The organism is Variovorax jilinensis, from assembly GCF_030316885.1.
In the GTDB taxonomy this organism is placed as follows: Bacteria; Pseudomonadota; Gammaproteobacteria; order Burkholderiales; family Burkholderiaceae_C; genus Variovorax; species Variovorax jilinensis.
On the sequence record NZ_JASZYQ010000002.1, the window covers coordinates 692,753 to 711,218 of the forward strand.

16 protein-coding genes are annotated in these 18,466 nt (G+C 68.5%); 14 read left to right on the forward strand and 2 right to left on the reverse strand.

The genetic code is table 11. From position 1 onward, the window contains the following. The first annotated feature begins 5 nt into the window (after positions 1-5). From QTH87_RS10410 to ntrC, 12 genes are all read left to right on the forward strand, one after another. Positions 6-1,601 (forward strand): class I SAM-dependent methyltransferase, encoded by a 1,596-nt coding sequence (locus QTH87_RS10410; protein ID WP_286608833.1) that lies wholly within the window; start codon positions 6-8, stop codon positions 1,599-1,601. Positions 1,602-1,632: 31 nt separating this feature from the next. Beyond that, positions 1,633-3,366, forward strand: coding sequence for a gamma-glutamyltransferase (gene ggt / locus QTH87_RS10415; protein ID WP_286609067.1), 1,734 nt, complete (start codon positions 1,633-1,635; stop codon positions 3,364-3,366). Positions 3,367-3,369: 3 nt separating this feature from the next. Then, positions 3,370-4,134, forward strand: a complete 765-nt coding sequence (locus QTH87_RS10420; RefSeq protein ID WP_286608834.1) for a pseudouridine synthase — start codon at positions 3,370-3,372, stop codon at positions 4,132-4,134. Positions 4,135-4,164: 30 nt separating this feature from the next. Continuing rightward, the gene (locus tag QTH87_RS10425) at positions 4,165-5,154 is read left to right on the forward strand and encodes a YncE family protein (protein WP_444812766.1); all 990 of its coding nucleotides are present in this window, start codon (positions 4,165-4,167) and stop codon (positions 5,152-5,154) included. After that, positions 5,141-6,019 (forward strand): polysaccharide deacetylase family protein, encoded by an 879-nt coding sequence (locus QTH87_RS10430; RefSeq protein ID WP_286608835.1) that lies wholly within the window; start codon positions 5,141-5,143, stop codon positions 6,017-6,019. Before QTH87_RS10425 ends, QTH87_RS10430 begins: the two co-directional genes overlap by 14 nt. Before the next feature lie 47 nt (positions 6,020-6,066). Next, the gene (locus tag QTH87_RS10435; protein WP_286608836.1) at positions 6,067-7,038 is read left to right on the forward strand and encodes a sterol desaturase family protein; all 972 of its coding nucleotides are present in this window, start codon (positions 6,067-6,069) and stop codon (positions 7,036-7,038) included. Between the two features lie 38 nt (positions 7,039-7,076). Next, positions 7,077-7,949 carry an EI24 domain-containing protein gene (locus QTH87_RS10440; RefSeq protein ID WP_286608837.1) on the forward strand — a complete coding sequence of 291 codons (873 nt, stop codon included), beginning with the start codon at positions 7,077-7,079 and terminating at the stop codon, positions 7,947-7,949. 114 nt (positions 7,950-8,063) lie between these two features. Then, entirely contained in the window at positions 8,064-8,864 is an 801-nt protein-coding gene (locus QTH87_RS10445; protein WP_286608838.1) for a competence/damage-inducible protein A, read from the forward strand. A gap of 148 nt (positions 8,865-9,012) precedes the next feature. Beyond that, a complete protein-coding gene (gene glnA / locus QTH87_RS10450; RefSeq protein WP_286608839.1) occupies positions 9,013-10,428 on the forward strand; it encodes a type I glutamate--ammonia ligase in 1,416 nt (471 codons plus the stop codon). A 141-nt stretch (positions 10,429-10,569) separates the two neighbouring features. Next, a complete protein-coding gene (locus QTH87_RS10455; protein WP_286608840.1) occupies positions 10,570-11,094 on the forward strand; it encodes a hypothetical protein in 525 nt (174 codons plus the stop codon). 5 nt (positions 11,095-11,099) lie between these two features. Further along, positions 11,100-12,176 carry a nitrogen regulation protein NR(II) gene (glnL, locus tag QTH87_RS10460; protein ID WP_286608841.1) on the forward strand — a complete coding sequence of 359 codons (1,077 nt, stop codon included), beginning with the start codon at positions 11,100-11,102 and terminating at the stop codon, positions 12,174-12,176. A 22-nt stretch (positions 12,177-12,198) separates the two neighbouring features. Next, positions 12,199-13,728: a nitrogen regulation protein NR(I) gene (gene ntrC, locus QTH87_RS10465; protein ID WP_286608842.1), complete on the forward strand. Its 1,530-nt coding sequence runs from the start codon at positions 12,199-12,201 to the stop codon at positions 13,726-13,728. Between the two features lie 66 nt (positions 13,729-13,794). On the opposite strand, the gene QTH87_RS10470 is transcribed toward ntrC, so the two are convergent. Both QTH87_RS10470 and xth read right to left on the reverse strand, forming a co-directional pair. Beyond that, positions 13,795-14,307, reverse strand: a complete 513-nt coding sequence (locus QTH87_RS10470) for a hypothetical protein (RefSeq protein WP_286608843.1) — start codon at positions 14,305-14,307, stop codon at positions 13,795-13,797. Then, positions 14,304-15,083, reverse strand: a complete 780-nt coding sequence (gene xth, locus QTH87_RS10475; protein ID WP_286608844.1) for an exodeoxyribonuclease III — start codon at positions 15,081-15,083, stop codon at positions 14,304-14,306. Before xth ends, QTH87_RS10470 begins: the two co-directional genes overlap by 4 nt. A 244-nt stretch (positions 15,084-15,327) precedes the next feature. Here xth and QTH87_RS10480 point away from each other — a divergent pair, with 244 nt between their 5' ends. Next, positions 15,328-17,235: a serine/threonine-protein kinase gene (locus QTH87_RS10480; protein WP_286608845.1), complete on the forward strand. Its 1,908-nt coding sequence runs from the start codon at positions 15,328-15,330 to the stop codon at positions 17,233-17,235. Then, entirely contained in the window at positions 17,232-18,443 is a 1,212-nt protein-coding gene (locus tag QTH87_RS10485; protein WP_286608846.1) for an OmpA family protein, read from the forward strand. Before QTH87_RS10480 ends, QTH87_RS10485 begins: the two co-directional genes overlap by 4 nt. Positions 18,444-18,466 lie beyond the last annotated feature (23 nt).

Below are 18,466 nucleotides of genomic sequence, written 5' to 3' on the forward strand. Positions count from 1 at the left end.
GGCCCATGCATTCTTCGACCACGACGACAGCGACAGTTCCCCGCGATGCCGGGGCGGAAGCCCCGCGCGCCTTCCCGCTGGCCAGCGTCGAGCATCTCCAGGCGCTGGCCTTCCTGTTCGGCCTCGACGCGCCGTCGCCGGCCGGGGCCCGCGTGCTCGAACTGGGCTGCGGCGGGGGCGACAACCTGATCCCCTTCGCGGCGCGTCATCCGCAGGCGCGCGCGGTCGGTATCGATCCGGATCCGGCGCGGCTGCGGGCGGGCGCCGGGCTGATCGCCCGGGCGCGGCTCATGAACATCGAATTGCGCGCGATCGCCATCGAGGATATCGATGCCGCCTTCGGCGAGTTCGACTACATCGTCTGCCACGACGTCTACAGCGGCGTCGCGCCCGCGGTGCAACAGGCGATCCTGCGGGTCTGCGCGCGCAACCTGGCGCCCGACGGCGTCGCCTTCGTGAGCTACAAGGTCTATCCGGGCTGGAAGTCGCGCGAGATCGTGCGCGACGCCATGAACCTGCGCGGAGCTCCGCGCGACGAGCCCGACGAGAAGCTCGCCTATGCGCGAGGCATGCTCGACTTCCTCGATCGCCACGCGCCCGCGGGCAGCGTGCTCAAGCGCGCGCTCGAAGCCAACCTGCCGCTGGTGCGCGGCGCGAGCAGCGACTGGCTGCTGCAGGAGTTCCTGCAGCCGGCGCATGCGCCGTGCTACTTCAAGGAATTCGTCGCGCGTGCGGACGCCGAAGGGCTGACCTACCTGGCCGATGCCGAGCCGCAGACCATGTTCGCTCGCAACCACGGCGAGCGACTGCGCGAATCGCTGATGCGCGAATGCGGCGCGAGCCAGATCATGATGGAGCAGACGCTCGACTTCCTGGTCGACCGCACGCACCGCCAGTCGCTGCTCGTGAAGCGCGAACGGGCTCCCGGCATCCGCTGGCGGCTCGATCTCGAACGCATTCGCGGGCTCGACTTCGCGGGCAGTTTCGCGGCCGAGGACGGCAGTCCGCTCGCGATGACGGGCGGCGGGCAGGCCTGCCGCACGCCGGGCGGCCAGAGCCTCGTGCTGCGCCTGCCCGTGCACCGCGCGGTGGCGCTGGCGCTCGAGGAGATCTTCCCGGCCACGATGAAGGTCGATGCGCTGCTGGCCGAAGTCGCGGCCCGCACCGGCGAGAGCCGGACGGCGCTCGAGGCGCCGGTGCTCGCGATGCTCGAGGAACTGCTGATCCTCGGCGCCGTCCGCATCCGCCGCTCGCCGCCGCGCGTGGCGGCCACCGTGTCTGCCCTGCCCGAAGCGCCGGCCGCGCTGCGTACGGCGCGCGCCGTGGCGCTCAGCGCGGGGCCGTCGGCGACCGTGACCAACCAATGGCACGAGCCGGTCGCGCTGTCGCCGCTCGAGCGCGTGCTGCTGCCGCTGCTGGACGGCCGGCATTCTCACGACGACCTCGCGCGCCACCTGGCCGGCGAGGCAACGGCCGGGCGCCTGCGCCTGATCCGTGACGACAAGCCGCTGACCGACGAGGATGCGCTGCTGGCGTTCGCGCGGCAGCAGGTAGGGTTCGCATTGCGCGACTTGCGGCGCAAGGCATTGCTTGCGGGCTGAGGTGCCCGGGCTTCCACAGAAAGAATCGATGATGCAAACCATCCAGTGGACGAAGCTGCTGCGGCTCGGCGTGGCCGCGGTCGTCGCCTGCGCAGGCCTGCACGCGCGGGCCGCGTCGCAGGCGCCGGTCGCGGCCGAGAACGGCATGGTCGTGAGCGCGCAGCACCTGGCGACGCAGATCGGCGTCAACGTGCTCAAGCGCGGCGGCAATGCAATCGATGCGGCGGTGGCTGTGGGCTATGCGCTCGCGGTGGTGTATCCGGCGGCCGGCAACCTGGGAGGTGGCGGGTTCATGACCGTCCAGCTGGCCGATGGTCGCAAGACCTTCCTGGACTTCCGCGAGAAGGCGCCGCTGGCGGCGCGCGCCGACATGTACGTGGGCAAGGACGGCAAGGTGGTGCCGGGGCTCAGCACGGTGGGCCATCTCGCAGTTGCGGTGCCGGGCACGGTGTCGGGCCTGGAGCGCGCGCGCGAGCAGTACGGCACGATGAAGCGCGGCGCGCTGCTCGCGCCGGCCATCGCGCTGGCCGAGCGCGGCTTCGTGCTGGAGCAGGGCGATGTCGACATGCTGGCGACCGCCACTGCGGCCTTCGCCGCCGATCCGGCCTCGGCGGCGATCTTCCTGAACAAGGGCGCGCCTTTCGCAGTCGGCCAGAAGCTGGTGCAGAAGGATCTGGCCAGGACCCTGAAGGCGATCGCGCGGCACGGCTCCGACGGTTTCTACCGAGGACCGGTTGGCAACGCGATCGTGGTGTCGAGCCAGACCGGCCGCGGGCTCATCACGCAGCAGGACCTCGACGACTACCGCACGCGCGAGCTGCTGCCGATCGAGTGCAGCTACCGCGGCTTTCGGGTGATCTCGGCGCCGCCGCCGAGCTCGGGCGGCGTGGTGCTGTGCGAGATGCTCAATATCCTCGAAGGCTATCCGCTCAAGGAGCTGGGCTATCGCTCGGCCCAGGGCGTGCACTACCAGATCGAGGCCATGCGGCATGCCTACGTCGACCGCAACAACTACCTGGGCGATCCCGACTTCGTGAAGAACCCTCTCGACCGCCTGCTCGACAAGGGCTATGCCGCGAAGATCCGCGGCGTGATCGATCCCCAGAAGGCCGGCGTCTCGAGCGATATCAAGCCCGGCGTGGCGCCGCATGAAGGCAGCAACACCACGCACTATTCGATCATCGACCAGTGGGGCAATGCGGTGGCGGTGACCTACACGCTCAACGACTGGTTCGGGGCCAAGGTCACGGCTGCGGGCACCGGCGTGCTGCTCAACAACGAGATGGACGACTTCACCTCGCTGGTCGGCGTGCCGAACATGTACGGTCTGGTGCAGGGCGAAGCCAACGCAATCGCCCCCGGCAAGCGGCCGCTGAGCTCGATGAGCCCGACCATCGTGACCAAGGACGGGCAGCCGGTGCTGGTGCTCGGCACGCCGGGCGGCAGCCGCATCGTGACCGCTGTTCTGCACGGCATTCTCAACGTGGTCGACTACGGCATGAACGTGCAGGAGGCGGTGGATGCGCCGCGCTTTCACCAGCAGTGGCTGCCCGACGTGACCAACGTCGAGGTCTTCGCGCTCTCGCCCGACACCCGCAAGATCCTGGTCGACATGGGCCACAAGCTCGGCGATCCGCAGCCTGCCAATCATGTGGCCGCTATCATCGTCGGCGCGCCGTCGCTCGGCGGCAAGCCGGTCGGCAGCAACCGGTTCTATGGCGCCAACGATCCGCGCCGCAACACGGGCCTCGCGCTCGGCTACTGAAGAATGCATCTCGAGGAAATTCTCTATACCCAGGGCTTCGGCACGCGCCGCGTCTGCGCGGGGCTGATCCAGCAGGGCTTCGTGACGGTCGAGGGACGGCCGCAGACCGATCCCGGCGCCGATTTCGACACCACCGGCGACACGCTGCGGTTCACAGTGCAGGGCACGGCCTGGGAGTACCACGAGAAGGCCTACCTGATGCTGCACAAGCCGGCCGGCACCGAGTGCTCGCAGAAGCCGTCGACCTATCCGAGCATCTATACGCTGCTGCCGTCGCCGTTGCGGCTGCGCCCGAACAAGGGCGCGGTGCAGGGCGTGCAGGCGATCGGCCGCCTCGACCAGGACACGACCGGCCTGCTGCTGCTCACCGACGATGGCCAGTTCATCCACCGCATGGGCTCGCCCAAGCACCACGTGCCCAAGGTCTACGAGGTCACTACCAAGCACCCGGTCGATGCCGGACAGGTCGAGCGCCTGCTGGCGGGCGTGGTGCTCGATGACGATCCGAAGCCGGTGCGCGCCGCAGCCTGCGAGGCCACCGGCGAATTGCAGCTGAGCCTGACCCTGACCGAGGGCAAGTACCACCAGGTCAAGCGCATGCTGGCCGCGGTCGGCAACCGGGTCGAGGCGCTGCATCGCTCGCGCATCGGCGGCCTGTCGCTGTCGGACGGGCTGGCGCCGGGGCAGTGGCGCTGGCTGGCCACCGACGAGGTCGAGGCGTTGCGCAACGCGCGTTCCGGTCAGCCAAAGGTCGGGGTGGGCCGTTAAGATTCGACGTCTTCGTCCGGAATCCTTCCCTTGCGCTCCAAATCATCGCTGACGGGCCGCCTCGCGGCCCTTTTCCTCGTGTGCGCGTCGCTGGCGGCACAGGCCGCCGAGGCACCTCCGGTCTTCGTCCTCAATTCCCTCGATGCGACCGTGAGCGTCATCGACCCCACGGGCTGGACCGAGAAGACCCGCATCCCGACCGGCAAGGAACCGCATCACCTCTACCTGACGCCCGACGAGCAATCGCTGATCGTCGCCAACTCGGCCGGCGATTCGCTGACCTTCCTCGACCCGCGCACGGCCCAGGTGCAGCGCGTGGTCTACGGAATCATCGATCCCTATCACCTGCGCTTCTCGCCCGACATGAAGTGGTTCGTGACCGCGGGCAACCGGCTCAACCACGTCGACATCTACCGCTGGGACGGCAAGGAGCCCAAGCTGGTGAAGCGGATCCCGACCGGCAAGACGCCGAGCCACATCTGGATCGATGGCAAGAGCACCACGGCCTATGTCTCGATGCAGGACAGCGACGAGCTGATCGCTGTCGACCTGCCGTCGCAGACCATCCGCTGGCGCACGCCCACGGGGCCGATGCCGGCCGACATCTTCGGCATCCACGAGGGCAAGACGCTGCTGGTCGGCCTGACCGGCAGCGACGGCGTGCAGGTGTTCGACGTCGCGGGCGCGCAACCCAAGGTGGTGGGCAAGATCCCGACCGGCAAGGGCGCGCATGCCTTCCGTGCGGCCGGCGATGGCGGCCGCAGCGTGTTCGTGAGCAACCGCGTCGCCAACACGATCAGCCGCATCGACCTGCGCACGCTGCAGGTCACCAACACCTACGCCGTGCCCGGAGGCCCCGACTGCATGGAAGTCTCGGCCGACGGCAAGACGCTCTACGTGACCTCGCGCTGGGCCAAGAAGCTCAGCGTGGTCGACCTCGCGAGCGGCAAGGTGGTGCGGCAGGTCAATGTCGGGCGCTCGCCGCACGGCGTCTGGACGCTCGATCATGCGAAGAGCTGAGGCCTTCACGCTCCCCCACTGCGTGTGGGTCGCTGCCCCCCGAGGAGGCCGCAGGCCGCCTTGGAGCGGCCCGGCGCCAGCCTGGAGGCGTGTTGCAGCACTGTTCGCCGCCAGCGCCTTCGTTTCGGGCAGTGCGCTGGCCCAGGCCTGCGCCAAGCCGGTCTACCTGACCTTCGATACCGGCCACATGGGCGTCGCGCCGCTTGTGGCGGACGTGCTCAAGCGCCATGACGTGCGCGTGACCTTCTTCGCGGCCGCCGAGCGCACCCAGACCGATGGCGACAGCCTCGACAACCACTGGGCGCCGTGGTGGAAGGCGAGGGCGGCCGAGGGCCACGAATTCGCCTCGCACACCTACGACCACGCCTACTGGCGCGGCGACGTCAAGGGCGTCGAGCCGCGCTTTCGCATCCGGCCTTCCGCCGGTGCCTTCGCCAACCGCGAGTTCACCTGGGACGCTGCCACCTACTGCGCCAACGTGGCCAAGGCCTCGGACCGCCTGCAGCACATCACAGGCAAGAAGCCGCTGCCGCTGTTCCGCGCCCCGGGCGGCAAGACCTCGCCGAAGCTGCTCGCGGCAGCCAGGGCCTGCGGCTACGCGCACGTTGCCTGGGCGCCCGCGGGCTTCCTGGGCGACGAACTCCCGAGCGAGAAGTTCAGCAACGAACTGCTGCTCGCGCAGGCGCTCGAGAAGATCCAGTCGGGCGACATCCTGCTCGCGCACCTGGGCATCTGGTCGCGCAAGGACCCTTGGGCACCGGCCGACCTGGAGCCGCTGATCGTGGGCCTCAAGGAGAAGGGTTTCTGCTTCGAGACGCTGCGCCAGCATCCGGCCTACCGCGAGTGGATCGCGGCCCATCCCTGAAGCGGCGCAATTCCTGAACCTTCGGGCAGCGCCCCGATCGCACGTCGATGGACTGGCTCACCGATCAATTCGCGAACCTGCAGCAATGGCTCTTCGAGGCCGTGGTGCAGCCGGCGGTGTACGCGGTCGGCCTGGGTGGCTGGGTCGAGGACGCCTTCGACGCCACGGGCTGGCTGCTGGTCGGGCTGATCCAGATCGCGATCCTGCTGATCGTCATCGGACCGCTGCAGCGCTGGCGGCCGGTCGAGCCGGTGGTCGACCGGCGGGCGATCCGCACCGACATCCTCTACACGCTGATCCACCGCCTGGGGCTGTTCCGGCTCGGGCTCTTCTTCGCGGTGCAGCCGCTGTTCGACGACCTGCTGGGCATGGCGCGCGCGGACGGCTGGGGCACGCTGCACCTGGACCAGCTCTGGCCCGGCGTGACCGACGTGCCATGGATCGCCTTCGCGATCTATCTGGTCGTGATAGATTTCGTCGAATACCTGATCCACCGCGGCCAGCATCGCTTCAACTGGTGGTGGGCGCTGCATTCGCTGCACCATTCGCAGCGTCAGATGACCATGTGGAGCGACAACCGCAACCACCTGCTCGACGACCTGATCCACGACGCGATCATCGTGCTCGTGGCGCAGCTGATCGGCGTCGCGCCCGGGCAGTTCATCGCGATCGTCGCCTTCACGCAGCTCAGCGAGAGCCTGCAGCATGCCAACCTGCGGCTCGGCTTCGGCGCCATCGGCGAGCGGCTGTGGATCAGCCCGCGCTTTCATCGCGTGCACCACAGCATCGGCATCGGCCACGAGTCGGCGGGCCCGAGGACGCTCGGCGGCCACAACTTCGGCGTGCTGCTGCCGTGGTGGGACATGCTCTTCCGCACCGTGAACTTCGAGCGGCGCTACGACCCGACCGGCATTCGCGACCAGGTCGAGCCCGATGCCGACGGCCGCCTGCGCGACTACGGCGGAGGTTTCTGGTCGCAGCAGTGGCGCGGACTGAAACGGCTCGCCGGCCGGGGTTGAAGCCACCTGTTCATCCGGGGGCGGTATCCTCGGCGACGATGCGTCTTCTTCTCGATTCCTTCTGGCGCTCGGTCGCCTATTGCCTGCACCCGCGGGTGATCGTGCTGTCGCTGCTGCCGCTGGGCCTCATGGTGCTGCTGGCGACGGTGCTGGGCTATTTCTACTGGGACGCCGCCGTGGCCTGGACCCGCACGTCACTCGACGCCTGGCCGCTGCTGGCCAGCTTCTGGGGCTGGATCGGCCGCTTCTTTCCGGGTGACGTGACGTCTGCGCTGGCGCCGCTGGTGGTGGTCTTCGCGGCCACCCCGCTGATCGTCGTGGTGTCGCTGCTGGTGGTGGCGGGCGTGATGGCGCCCGCGCTCACGCGGCTGGTGGCCGAGCGGCGCTTCCCGATGCTCGAACACAAGAAGGGCGCCTCCTTCTTCGGCAGCATGGCGCGCTCGATCGGCCTCACGGTGCTCGCGCTGCTGGCGCTCGTGGTGTCGATGCCGCTGTGGCTGATCCCCCCGCTGGTGCTGATCTTGCCGCCGCTGATCTGGGGCTGGCTGACCTACCGCGTGATGAGCTTCGATGCGCTGGCCGACCATGCCAGCGCCGAAGAGCGCAGCGCGGTGCTGCGGGCCCACAGGCTGCCCCTGCTCGGGATCGGCGTGCTGTGCGGCTACCTGGGCGCGGCGCCCAGCATCGTCTGGGCCTCGGGCCTGCTGTTCGCGGCCGCCTTCTTCGTGCTGGCGCCGCTCGCGATCTGGATCTACACGCTGGTGTTCGCCTTCTCGGCGCTGTGGTTCGCCCACTACTGCCTCGATGCACTGGCCCGGCTGCGGGCCCAGCGCGCGGCGGCGGCGCTTTCGTCATCCGCGGGCGCGCCGGTCGATGCCGGCGCGGTCGCCAGCCAATGGGGTGCGCCATGAGCTGCAGGGCCGCTCCCAAGGCGATTGCCGTAGCGCGAAGCGCGGAGGTTTCACCATGAGCCGCAGGGCCGCTCCCAAGGCGATTGCCGTAGCGCGAAGCGCGGAGGTTTCACCATGAATCGAAACATCGGGTTGATCATCGTCGGCGACGAGATCCTGTCGGGCAAGCGCGTCGACAAGCACATGCCCAAGGTCATCGAGTTGCTCGCCGCGCGCGGCCTCGAACTCGGTTGGGCCGAATACGTGGGCGACGTGCCGCTGCGCATCTCGGCGGCGCTCGGACGCGCCTTCGCCTCGGGCGACATCGTGTTCTCGACCGGCGGCATCGGCGCCACGCCCGACGACCACACGCGCCAGTGCGCGGCCGCCGCGCTCGGCGTGCCGCTGGCGCTGCATCCCGAAGCCGAGGCGCTGATCCGCGAACGCATGCAGGACACCGCGCGCGAGCAGGGCACGGTCTACGAACCCGACCGCCCCGACAACGTCCACCGCCTCAACATGGGTGTGTTCCCGCTCGGCGCGCGCATCATTCCCAACGGCTACAACAAGATCCCGGGCTTCAGCGTCGGCGACGTGCACTTCGTGCCGGGCTTCCCCGTGATGGCCTGGCCGATGATCGAATGGGTGCTCGACGGCCGCTATGCCGGACTGTTCGCGCCCGGCAGCGCGGCCGAGAAATCGGTGATCGTCTACGGTGCCATGGAAGCCACGCTGACACCCCTGATGGAGGCGATCGAGCGCGACCACCAGGGCATCAAGGTGTTCAGCCTGCCGAGCGTCGACCATCCGCAGCACGGACGCCATATCGAGCTCGGCGTGAAGGGCGACGCGCGCCATGTCGATGCCGCGTATGCCCAGCTGATCGCCGGCCTGCACGGCTTTGAAGCGAAGCTGGGCCCCGAAATGGTGCGTTGAATTTTTGCGCACCAATATGGTTACAACTCGCATCGTTTTGGGCTTCGCCCGCAGGCCCAATCCCTGCGGCATCGAAGTGACAATGGCATAGAAACTGCATTCCCCGTTTCCTGTACTTCCAACCCCAGTCCATTCCAAGGAGAACCTGATGGCAAAGACCGTCGCCGACGTACTCAAACTCGTGAAGGAAAACGAGGTCAAGTTCGTCGATTTCCGCTTCACCGATACCCGCGGCAAGGAACAGCACGTGACCGTGCCGGTTTCGCATTTCGACGAAGACAAGTTCACGTCGGGTCACGCCTTCGACGGCTCGTCGATCGCTGGTTGGAAGGGCATCGAAGCCTCGGACATGCAGCTCATGCCCGACCCGAACACGGCCAACATCGATCCCTTCTTCGAAGAGACGACGATGATCCTGACCTGCGACGTGGTCGACCCCTCGGACGGCAAGCCCTACGAACGCGATCCGCGCTCGCTGGCCAAGCGCGCCGAGGCCTACATGAAGGCATCGGGCCTGGGCGACACCGCCTACTTCGGACCGGAACCCGAATTCTTCGTCTTCGACGGCGTGCGCTGGGCCAACGACATGTCTGGCTGCTTCGTGAAGATCGAATCGGAAGAAGCCGCATGGAACACCGGCAAGGAATTCGAGCACGGCAACACCGGCCACCGTCCGTCGGTCAAGGGCGGTTACTTCCCCGTGCCCCCGGTCGACAGCTTCCAGGACATGCGCTCGGAAATGTGCCTGGTGCTCGAATCGCTCGGCATCCCGGTCGAAGTGCATCACCATGAAGTGGCCAACGCCGGCCAGATGGAACTCGGCACCAAGTTCAGCACGCTGATCGAGCGCGCCGACTGGGTCCAGCTGCAGAAGTACGTGATCCACAACGTGGCCCACGCCTACGGCAAGACCGCCACCTTCATGCCGAAGCCGATCGTCGGCGACAACGGTTCGGGCATGCACGTGCACCAGTCGGTCTGGAAGGACGGCAAGAACCTGTTCGCAGGCGACGGCTACGCCGGCCTGAGCGACTTCGCGCTGCACTACATCGGCGGCATCATCAAGCACGCCCGCGCGCTGAACGCCATCACGAACCCCGGCACCAACAGCTACAAGCGCCTGGTGCCCGGCTTCGAAGCCCCGGTCAAGCTGGCCTACTCGGCCAAGAACCGCTCGGCCTCGATCCGCATCCCGTTCGTGGCCAACCCGAAGGGCCGCCGCGTCGAAGCGCGCTTCCCGGATCCGCTGATGAACCCGTACCTGGGCTTCGCGGCGCTGCTGATGGCCGGCCTCGATGGCGTGGAAAACAAGATCCATCCGGGCGAAGCCGCCAGCAAGGACCTGTACCACCTGCCGCCGGAAGAAGACGCGCTGATCCCGACCGTCTGCCACAGCCTCGACCAGGCGCTCGAGTACCTCGACAAGGACCGTGCCTTCCTGACCAAGGGTGGCGTGTTCACCGATTCGTACATCGACGCCTACATCGACCTCAAGATGCAGGAAGTCACGCGCTTCCGCATGGCGGCACATCCGGTCGAATTCGACATGTACTACTCGCTCTGAGCGAGCGCGATCCGGGCACCTGCCCGGAGCGTTAAAAAAGGACGGCTGCGCGCCGTCCTTTTTCGTTGAAGGGGAACCCCCGCGCCGTATCTGTTTCGAATTGCATGAAAATGCCGGTTTGCGGCGCATCCACCCAAGACCATGAAGACCTTCTCCGTTTTCCTGCTGACTGCCTTCTCGGCGGCCGGCGTGCACGTCCAGGCCCAGGCGCAGCAAGAGCGCGTCTGGCGCTGCGGCAACGAATACACGAACAACGCCACCGTGGCCCAGCAGCGCGGCTGCAAGATCATGGAAGGCGGCAACCTGACCATCGTGCAGGGAAGCCGCCCGGTGGCTTCGGCCGCTCCCTCCAGCAGTGGCAGCGGCGCCGCCTCGGCGGCACGCTCGCCGGCCGGCAGCCCGAAGGTCGACGGCGCCGACCAGCGCTCGCGCGACGGCGAGGCCCGCTCCGTGCTCGAGGCCGAACTGCGCAAGGCGCAGGAGCGCCAGTCCCAGCTGCAACGCGAGTACAACAACGGCGAGCCCGAGAAGCAGGGCAGCGAAAGCAAGAACTACCAGAAGTACCTCGACCGGGTGTCCGACATGAAGGCCGAGATCGCGCGCAACGAGGCGGACATCGCGGGCCTGCAGCGCGAGATCGGTCGCCTGCCGGTGGCCAACCGCTGAAGCGGATGGCCTTCGGAAAATCGGCCGGACCGGGCAGGCGCTTCCAGGCTTTCGACCAGCTGTCGACGCTGATTGCCGTCGTCAGGTTCGACGGTGCCGTGCTGTTCGCCAACTCCGGTCTCGAAGACGCCCTCGGCACCTCGCGCCGCACGCTCGAAGGCTCGCAATTCGGGGCCTGCTTCCACGAGCCGCAGGTGCTGCGCACCGCGATCGATGGCGCCCGCAGCAACGACTTCGCGACCCTGCGCTACGAGGCGCTGCTGCGGCGCGTGAACCACGAGCTGATGCCGGTCCAGGTCACGCTGGCGCAGGGCGAGAAGCCCGGCGAGCTGATCATCGAGATGACGCCGCTCGAGCAGCAGGTGCGTCAGGACCGCGAGGAACGCCTGCTCGACCAGGCGCAGGCCAACAAGGAACTGATCCGCAACCTCGCGCACGAGATCAAGAACCCGCTCGGCGGCATCCGCGGTGCGGCGCAGCTGCTGCAGATGGAGGTCGAGTCGCGCGACCTGATCGAGTACACGCAGGTCATCATCCATGAAGCCGACCGGCTGCAGACGCTGGTCGACCGGCTGCTGGCGCCGCACCGGCGGCCGCATGTAGTCGGTGACGTCAATATTCACGAGGTCTGCGAACGCGTGCGTTCGGTGATCCTGGCCGAGTTCCCGCGGGACCTGCACATCGAGCGCGATTTCGATGTCTCCATTCCCGAGTTCCGCGGCGACCGCGAGCAGCTGATCCAGGCCACGCTCAACATCGTCCACAACGCCGCGCAGGCGCTCGCCGAGCGCCGCGCCGCAGGCGATGCGCAGATCACTTTCAGGACCCGCATCGCGCGGCAGGTCATCTTCAACAAGCAGTGGTATCGACTGGCACTGGAATTGCATGTGATCGACAACGGACCGGGCGTGCCGGACGCGATCAAGGACCGCATTTTTTACCCGCTGGTGTCGGGCAGGGATGGCGGGACGGGACTGGGGCTGACGCTTGCACAAACCTTCGTGCAGCAACATCACGGCGTGATCGAGTGCGACAGCGTCCCGGGCCGGACCGATTTCAAGATACTGATACCGCTGCCCTAGCAGCCAAGCAACAAGGAGCTGCATGAAGCCGATCTGGATAGTGGATGATGACCAATCAATCCGCTTCGTGCTGGAAAAAGCGCTGCTGCGCGAAGACCTGCCGACCCGTAGCTTCACCAATACGCGCGAGGTGCTCGCCGCGCTCGACGCAGCCGCCGACGACGACACGCAGGGCCCCCAGGTGCTCGTGAGCGACATCCGCATGCCCGGTGGCTCGGGCCTCGATCTGCTCGACAAGATCAAGGCGCGGCACCCGGGCCTGCCGGTCATCATCATGACCGCCTTCTCCGATCTCGACAGCGCGGTGTCGGCCTTCCAGGGCGGCGCCTTCGAGTACCTGCCGAAGCCCTTCGACCTGCCCCGTGCGGTCGAACTGATCCGGCGCGCGGTCGACGAGAGCCAGCGCGAGGAAGTGGCCGAGGAACGCATGGTGGCGGCGCCCGAGATGCTGGGCCAGGCGCCTGCGATGCAGGACGTCTTCCGCGCCATCGGCAGGCTGTCGCAAAGCAATGTCACGGTGCTCATCACGGGCGAGTCGGGTTCCGGCAAGGAACTGGTCGCGCGCGCGCTGCACAAGCATTCGCCGCGCGCCACCGGCCCCTTCGTGGCGATCAACACGGCGGCGATCCCCAAGGACCTGCTGGAGAGCGAACTGTTCGGCCACGAGCGCGGCGCCTTCACGGGCGCGCAGACCATGCGCCGCGGCCGCTTCGAACAGGCCGAGGGCGGCACGCTGTTCCTCGACGAGATCGGCGACATGCCCTTCGACCTGCAGACGCGCCTGCTGCGCGTGCTGAGCGATGGCCACTTCTACCGCGTCGGCGGCCACAACTCGGTCAAGGCCAACGTGCGCGTGATCGCCGCCACCCACCAGGACCTCGAGCAGCGCGTGAAGCTCGGCGGCTTCCGCGAAGACCTGTTCCACCGGCTCAACGTGATCCGCCTGCGGCTGCCCGCACTGCGCGAGCGCGGCGAGGACGTGCCGGCGCTCACGCGGCACTTCCTGCAGCAGAGTGCGAAGCAGCTCGGCGTGGAGCCCAAGCGCATCTCCGATGCGGCGCTGGCGCAGCTCGCGACCTTCGGCTTCCCGGGCAACGTGCGCCAGCTCGAGAACATCTGCCATTGGCTGACGGTGATGGCGCCGGCCCAGCTGATCGAAACCAAGGACCTGCCGCCCGAGGTGATGGCGACCGCAGCCGTGGTGCAGGCCGCGGCCCCCGCGGCAATCCAGGCCGGTGCTCCGCAGGTCGACCACCATCGCGAGCCGGTCGTCGTCGGCGCTGCGGTGTCGCTGGCGCCCGCGGTGGCGGCCGCCGCAACACCGGATGCCGCGGCGACGCTGGCCTGGGAGAGCGGCCTCGAGCTCGAGGCGCAGACCATGCTGGCCGCGGGCCGCAACGATGTCTGGGATGCCCTTTCGCGCCGCTTCGAATCGCGGCTGATCCTCACCGCGCTGGCCAGCACGCGCGGGCGTCGCATCGAGGCCGCGCAGAAGCTCGGCATCGGGCGCAACACGATCACGCGCAAGATCCAGGAGCTCGGCCTGGAGTGAACGTGGCCGCTGCTGCCCGAGGGGCCGCAGGCCGCCTTGGGCCGGCCCGCGCCGGCCTGACCGGCCTCAGCGGCTGCGTTGCCCCAGGGTCAGGGTGTCGAGCTGGAACTGCCCGCTCCTGTCCCACAGCCAGGTGTCGACATAGGTGTGCGGGCCGATCTTGCCGGGAGGCGGCAGCGGCGACGCGGCCTTGATCAGCTCGGCGATCATCGGCGCGACCTCGGGCGCATGGCTCGGCGTGCGGCTGAAGTACACGCCCGTGACGTTGCCGTCGGCATCGACGTCGGTCTCGGTCACGACGACGGCATACACGAGCGGCGGAATCTTGCCCTTGTAGATGCGCTTGGGGTACTTCTTGTAGATGTAGGCCGCGCCGATCTTGCGGTAGGTCTTCACGGCCGGCGTCTGCGCCGTGATGAGCCGCACGTTGGCGACCTTGTCCGATGGGCCGTCGTCGCGAGCGCCTTCCGCGGCCGCCGCGGTCGCGCGGTCGACCTTCTTCTCTTCCTTCGGCAGCAGCGAGCAGGCCCCCAGGCTGAGCGCCATCGCGCCCGCCGCCAGGACGAGCGCGGGCCTCATGGCGCGAGCTCCAGGATCACCGGCGCGTGGTCGCTGGGCTTGTCCCACTTGCGCGGCACGCGGTCGATCACGCAGCCTGCGACCTGCGGCACCAGCGGCGCGCTGACCAGGATGTGGTCGATGCGCAGGCCGCGGTTCTTCTGGTAGCCGAGCATGCGGTAGTCCCACCACGAATAGCTCTTCTCGGGCTGCTCGAAGAGCCGGAAGCTGTCGGTCAGGCCCAGCCCCAGCAGGTCCCTGAAGTGATCGCGTTCGGCGGTCGTGTGATGGATGGTCTCGGCCAGGCCCACGGGATCGAAGCTGTCGCGGTCTTCGGGCACGATGTTGAAGTCCCCCAGCAGCACCAGCCGCGGATGGGACGCCAGTTCCTGGCGCAGGTAATCGCGCAGTGCCTCGAGCCAGCGCATCTTGTAGGCGAACTTCTCGCTGCCCGGCTCCTGGCCATTGACGAAGTAGCCGTTGACGATGCGCAGCTCGCCGCCCGGCGTGTCGATGGTCGCGCTGATGACGCGCGAGTGCTCGTCGCTGAAGCCGCCGATGTTGCGCACCACCTCGCGCACCGGCGCCAGGCTCAGGATCGCGACGCCGTTGTAGGTTTTCTGGCCGAAGGCCACGGCGTCGTAGCCGGCCGACTTCAGCACCTCGAGCGGGAACTTGTCGTCGCTCATCTTCAGCTCCTGCAGGCACAGCATGTCCACCGGATTGGCGATCAGCCAGTCAAGCACGTGCTGCAGCCGGGCGGTGAGGGAGTTGACGTTCCAGGTGGCGATTTTCATGTTTGCTTCTGAGTGTTGAATGGCGTTGCCGGATGTTCGAGGCGCCTTTGCGCGGCACAAGCGCGCAGTCTACTTTCGCGTCGGGGCGTCCGTTCGGCTAGTGCTTCCGAGGAATGCCTTTCAGGCCTTCGCGCAGTAGAGTGCGCGGACGACAGGGGATCTGAGTGATGGCAATGCCGACTCGCAGGACTTTCCGCCAGCTTGGCCGATGGGGGCAAGCGGTCCGTGGTCGCGCCACCCGATCATGAACCCCGTCATCACGCTCGACCTGCGCACCGTGCCCGGCACGGCGCCGACGGCCGGCCGGCCCGAGGTGGTGCTGCCCGACCGCTCGACCTTTCCCCGAGACACCCACACGCTGCCCGAGGGGCTGCGCCTGCTCGACTACGAGATCGTCGGCACGATCGGCGAGGGCGGCTTCGGCATCGTCTACCTGGCGTGGGACCACGTGCTCGAGCGCCACGTCGCGATCAAGGAGTTCCTGCCGGCGACGCTCGCCACGCGCGCCACTGCCTCGCCGGCCGTGGTGGTCAGGTCGCAGCGCCATGCCGATGGCTTTCGCGCCGGGATGCGCAGCTTCCTCGCCGAGGCGCGAACGCTCGCGCGCTTCGATCATCCTGCCCTCGTGAAGGTGCTGAGATTCTGGGAAGGCTATGGCACGGCCTACATGGCGATGCCCTACTACGACGGCCCGACGCTCGCGCAGTCGCTCGCCGCGCTCGGACGCGCGCCGTCGGAAAGCGAGATCCTCGGCTGGCTGCATCCGCTGCTCGACGCGCTCGCCACGATGCATGCGATGGACTGCTTCCATCGCGACGTGGCGCCCGACAACATCCTGCTGACCGGCCACGGCCCGGTGCTGCTCGACCTTGGCGCGGCACGGCACGTGATCGAGGGCATGGGACCGGCGCCGACCGTGCTCTACAAGCCGGGCTATGCGCCGATCGAGCAGTACGGCAACGTCGCCTCGATGCAGCAGGGCGCATGGACCGACCTGTATGCGCTGGCGGGCGTGGTCTACCGGGCGGTCACGGGACGCTCGCCGATACCGTCGGTCGAGCGGCTCATGGACGATCGACTGCAGCCGCTGTCCGAGGCCGCGGCCGGGCGTTACAGCGCGCAATTCCTCCAGGCGGTCGATGCCGCGATGGCGTTGCAACCGACGCAGCGGCCGCAGAGCGTGAGGGCGTTCCGCGCGCTGCTCGGCGAGCGTGGCGGCGGTGCCGCTTCCCGGTCGGCGGCGGCCGACGCGCAAGCCGAATCCGAAACGGCTGCCGCTGCTGCTGCCGCTGCTGCGGATGCCGGTGCCGCGGCTGTGGCGTCTGCACCCGTGCCGCTCTCGCTGGCCAACTGGCCGCCGCTCGACACGGCGCCCGATGCGATTCGGCGCCGCGCCGAGCCCTTCGCATGGCCCCGGCTGTGGGCTGCCGCGGTGGTCGCGGTGCTGGCCGTGCTCGTGGTGCTGACCTGGCGCCAGTTCGATACGCGGTCGCCGGCGGTGCCCAGGCTCGCGGCGCCGGCGCAAGCGCCTTCGCCTGCGCCGGTACCGGCGCCGGCAGCGGCGCGGGCGCCCGCACCGGCACGGGCGACCGCACCGACACCGGAATCGGCACCGACACCCGCCCCGGCATCGGCATCGGCATCGACACCTGCCCCGGCACCGGCGACAGCGCCATTGCAGGCCGTGGCGCCCGCGGCCGCTCCGCGCATCGAGTCGCCATCGCCCGTCGTGCCCGATCCGCCGGCATCGACGGTCTCCATGCCGGTTGCCGAATCGGCTCCGCCCGCCGATCCCGAGCCCCCGCCCGGGCTTGGAAGCCCGACCGGGGAAGCGCCCGCCGCCGAACCGTCGATCGCCATCGCGCCTGCCGCTGCGCCGCTTGCGCGGTCCGAGCGCCGCACCGCCGCGCAGCCTGCGGCCGTGGCGAGCGTCGAGAATCCGCGCCCGCGTCGGCGCGAGCCTCGCGCAGCCGTCCCGGCGGCGGAACCGCCGCCCCGCGCCGCTGCCGCCGTCCCGGTGGAAGCGCCGGTGGCAGCCGCGCCGGTCGAAGCGACAATGCACAACGCCAGATGTACCGAAATCCTTCAGAAGGCCTCGCTCGGACCCGTGAGTCCCGCCGAGGCCGCCTTGCTGCGAAAGGGATGCCAATGACGATGACCCCAAGCCTGGTCCGCTGCCTCAGAACACTTGCGGGTGCGGCTGGCGTGCTGCTCGCGCTCGGCCTGGCGGGTTGCGCCACGCCGGCCCCGCCCTCGGCATCCACCACCGAGATGCCCTTCGACGAGGCGGTGGCCCAGGCCACCGACGCCCTGGTCATGCAGACCCAGAAGCAGTCGCTGTTCCCGGCCCGCTTCGGCGCCCGGCGCACCGTGGTGCTCGACCCGATGATCGACGCCGGCAGCGCCCAGCAGACGGCGGCCACGCAGCAGCTGCAGCAGCGCGTGACACAGCGCATGAACACCCAGTTCGACAGCATCGAGATCCTGCCGTTCCAGAAGGACAGCCTCGACAAGGCGCGCTACCTGCTCACGGGCACGATGACACGGATGTCCGTCAACGAGCCGAACGGCCCGATGAAGATCAACCTTGCGCTGACCGAACTCAGCAGCGCCACCGTGGTCGCGCAGTCGTCGGCCGTGGCGCTCGACCAGGGCCTGGATCACACGCCGTTGCGCTACTTCCGCGACACGCCGGTTCCGACCAAGGACCTCGTGATCGAAAGCTACATCCGCACCACCGCCACGCCGCCGGGCCAGAAGGCCGACCCGTACTACATGGAGCGCATCGCGTCGGCGCCTGTCATCAACGAGGCCACCGCGCTCTACAACGCCGAGCGCTACCAGGATGCGCTGGAGCAATACACGCTGGCAGGCGGCACGCCCAGCGGCGAGCAGCTGCGCGTGCTCAACGGCCTCTACCTGACCTCGGCCAAGCTCGGCCGCACGGCCGAGGCCGAGCAGGCCTTCCGCAAGATCGTCGCCTACGGCATCGCGAACCAGCAGCTCGGCGTCAAGTTCCTGTTCAATCCCGGCACCACGGTGTTCTGGTCCGAGCCGCGCATCAGCGGCCCCTACGCGATGTGGCTGCGCGAGATCGCCAAGGCCAGCGCCCATGCCAAGGTCTGCATGAACATCGTGGGCCACACCAGCCACACCGGACCGATGGCCTACAACGATTCGCTTTCGCTGCAGCGCGCGCGCTACGTCCGGCAGCGGCTCACGGTGGAGGAGGCCGTGCTCGGCGATCGCACCACCACCAGCGGCCGGGGCTTCCGCGAGAACATCATCGGCAGCGGCACCGACGACGCGGTCGACGCGCTCGACCGCCGCGTCGAATTCAAGATCGTCAATTGCAGCTGACCGGGGCGCCAGGCGGCACCGGC